Genomic DNA, 3645 nt, shown 5'->3' on the forward strand with positions numbered 1-3645 from the left:
ATGGGGAGTTAATGTGCCTTTTAATTATTCTATTGGAGAAGAAGTCATTAAACCAGAATATGATCCTTTTTATGAGGATATAAAACTGAAACAAGTTTTGGATGATGCCGATACCGATGCCGAAAGAAAAAGTAAATTGGATCAAGCAATTGATTATACCAAGAGAAAAAGTATCAATTTGATTGGAGTGCGAAAAGAAAGAAGTGCTGAAAAGAAACCTATGCCATATGATGCTGAAAACTTCACTTTTTCTCAATATTATAATGAAGTTGAACGTCACGATTTCGAAATTGAAAAGAATGTGGATCAACAATCTAGAACTACTGTTGATTATGCTTTTGCATTTCAGCCAAAACCAATTGAACCTTTTGAAAAAACTAAGTTCGTATCAAAAAGCAGTTATTGGAAATTTTTGAAAGATTTTAATTTTAATTATTTGCCTTCAAATATTACTTTTAATACCAATGTAGTTAGACAAAGTAATGAACAGCAATTTAGACAAGTAGAAGATATAGGTATTGGTTTCGAACCATTATACAGAAGGAATTTTGGGTTTAACTACCAATATGGCTTTAATTTTAATTTGACAAAATCATTAAAAATAAATTATACAGCGGCTTCGAGAAACTTAGTGAAGAATTATTTGGATGCCAATGATCAACCTATGAATGATGTGACTATTTGGGATGGCTACTTCGATACAGGAACTGCCAATTTTCATATGCAACAGTTCATTTTGAATTATGAAATTCCTTTTGATAAAATTCCTGTTTTAAGTTTTATAAAGGCTAATTATTCTTATACGGGTGATTATAGCTGGCAACAATCTTCCGAAGCATTGAGTAAAGTTCCAAGTGGAGATTTGATTTATGATTTGGGGAATACGGTACAGAATGCCAGAACTACTAATTTTAACACTACATTCAATATGGAAACCTTGTATAAGTATATAGGGATTTCTAAAAGCTCAGCAAATAAACCAAAGCCCGTTACAGCGCCAAAGCCAGGCGAAAAAGTAGTGAAAACAGATCCATTAAAAAAGATTAACCAAAATCAGTTTATAGATGGATTGAAAGGTATATTGACCAGCATAAAAAATATCAATCTTAGTTTTAATGACAACCAAGGAACTGTTCTGCCAGGGTATATCCCAAGTGTTGGATTCTTTGGATCTTCTAAGCCTACTTTGGGTTTTGTTTTTGGTAGTCAAAATGATGTGCGATATGAAGCTGCTAAAAATGGTTGGTTAACCAATTATCAAGAATTCAATCAGAACTATACCAAAGTCAAAAAACAAGAGTTTAAAGGTTCTGCCAATTTGGAGTTAACACCGGATTTAAAAATTGATTTGCTTGGTGATCGTTCATATTCCGAGAATTTTTCAGAACAGTATGACGTGGGTGCAGATGGGGGGTACAATCCAAGATCTCCATATAATTATGGTATTTTTTCTATTTCGACAGTATTGATAGGAACCTCTTTTTCTACTAGTAATGAAGTTCGATCTACAGCTTTTGATCAGTTTAGAAAGAACAGGCTTATTGTTGCCAATAGATTAGCAACCGAAAGAGGAATTGATATTAATAATCCAGCAAGTCTTGATTCGAAAGGATATCCTATTGGATACTCCAGTTCAAATCAGGCAGTTTTATTGCCTGCATTTTTGGCTGCTTATTCTGGTACAAGTGCTGATCATGTTTCATTTGATATTTTCAAAAGTTTTCCATTGCCTAACTGGGCTATCAAATACACAGGATTGATGAGATATGGTTTTTTCAAGAAAACGTTCAAACGTTTTTCTTTGCAACAAAACTATAGAGCGTCTTATACGGTAAATTCTTTCAGGTCGAATTTTAATTATACAAAGAACCCTAATGGCGTTGATGATAGCGGGAATTTTTATAATCCTATCATTATGTCAAATGTTACTTTGGTTGAACAATTTAATCCGTTATTGAGAGTTGATTTTGAATTGAAAAATTCTTTCAAATTATTGACGCAAATTAATAAGGATAGGGCTTTGTCTATGAGTTTTGATAATAATTTATTAACCGAAGTTCATGGAGTTGAATACGTGGTAGGCTTAGGATATCGTATAAAGGATGTTACTTTCTCTTCCAGATTGGCGGATAATCCAATGGGTGTCATAAAAAGTGATATTAATATTAAGGTTGATTTGACTTATAGAGACAACCAAACTATTGTTCGTTATTTAGATTACGATAATAATCAGTTGGGTGGAGGACAAAATATATGGACATTGAATACTACAGCTGATTATTCTTTGAGTAAAAACTTAACCATAATTTTTTATTACAATCACTCTTTCTCTAAACCGGTTATTTCAACTTCGTTTCCACTAACGAATATTAGTTCAGGATTTACTTTCCGTTATAGTTTTGGAAATTAATTTTTGAAAATCTAAACCATAATTGTGCATAAGATTGTTACATTTGTACAAAAAATTAGTATTAATTATCAATTATCATTTTATGAGCATACCAGCAAATTTAAAGTACACAAAAGATCACGAATGGGTTAGTCTTGAAGGAGATGTTGCTACAGTGGGAATCACTCATTTTGCACAAAAGGAATTAGGAGATATTGTATATGTTGAAGTTGAAACATTGGATCAAACTTTAGATAGAGACGAAGTTTTTGGAACGGTTGAAGCTGTAAAAACAGTATCTGATTTGTTTCTTCCTTTGTCTGGAGAAATTATTGCATTCAATGATGCTTTGGAAAGTAATCCAGAAAGTGTAAATGCAGATCCTTATGGTGCTGGATGGATGATTAAAGTGAAAATTTCTAATCCGTCAGAAGTTGAAGAATTGCTTTCAAGTGAAGCATATAAAGAACTTATAGGTGCCTAAATATCTTTTGTTTTTGGTTGCTTTACTATGGACAGGGATTGTTAGTTATTTTTGTTTAGTTAACTCAAATGAAATTCCAGTCATAAATATTCCAAATCTAGATAAATGTGTTCATGTTTTTTTTCATTTAGTCTTCACTTTTGTTTGGTTTTTGGTTTTTAGTAGACACTTGCAAATCGGAACGATATTGAAGCCTTTGTTATATTCGGTTGTGTTTTCATTTGTTTTTGGAATAACAATAGAAATATTACAAAGTCTAATAACAACAACCAGAAGTGCTGATGTGTTTGATGTTCTGGCGAATACAATAGGAACGTTATTAGCTGTTTTTGTTGTTGTGATTTGCAATAAACACAATATTTTAAATTCAATATTAAAAAAATAATACCCACTTCGGTGGGTTTTTTTATTTTGTGCGATATACCATTGAGGTCATATCGTTCGAATAATGTAATTTTACAGCGTTTAACTTCTTAAATGCTAAAGATGAACATTAAGGGTTATTTGGATTCTACGTATTTGAAAACTGATGCTCAAGCTTGTTTGAGTGAAAGTGAGAATATTATTGTAGCTCAGGGTTTTATTCAAGAGGCTATAGACGAAGGTTTTAAATTGATAATGATCCGTCCTAATAGGGTTGCTTTGGCAAAAAGAATGATTGTTGCAGCACAATCAAAAGTGTTAATTGGAACCGTGATTGACTTTCCGGAAGGGAAATCCTCTTTGGAAAAAAAAATGGAAGAAGCTCTTGAGTGTATCCAAAATGGTGCAG

Annotated in this window: 3 protein-coding genes and 1 pseudogene; all 4 read left to right on the plus strand. The window is 32.2% G+C overall.

Going from position 1 to position 3645, the window contains the following annotated elements; all coding sequences use genetic code 11:
- Positions 1-2410: cell surface protein SprA (gene sprA / locus VFS71_RS05350; RefSeq protein WP_326399820.1), on the plus strand; the 2410-nt coding region annotated here is incomplete at its 5' end.
- Positions 2411-2492: 82 nt separating this feature from the next.
- A complete protein-coding gene (gene gcvH, locus VFS71_RS05355) occupies positions 2493-2873 on the plus strand; it encodes a glycine cleavage system protein GcvH (protein WP_326399821.1) in 381 nt (126 codons plus the stop codon).
- A 13-nt stretch (positions 2874-2886) separates the two neighbouring features.
- Positions 2887-3258, plus strand: coding sequence for a VanZ family protein (locus VFS71_RS05360; protein WP_326399822.1), 372 nt, complete (start codon positions 2887-2889; stop codon positions 3256-3258).
- A gap of 101 nt (positions 3259-3359) precedes the next feature.
- Positions 3360-3645: pseudogene (locus VFS71_RS05365) on the plus strand (deoxyribose-phosphate aldolase); the annotation flags it as partial.

This window comes from Flavobacterium sp. (assembly GCF_035760125.1).
In the GTDB taxonomy this organism is placed as follows: domain Bacteria; phylum Bacteroidota; class Bacteroidia; order Flavobacteriales; family Flavobacteriaceae; genus Flavobacterium.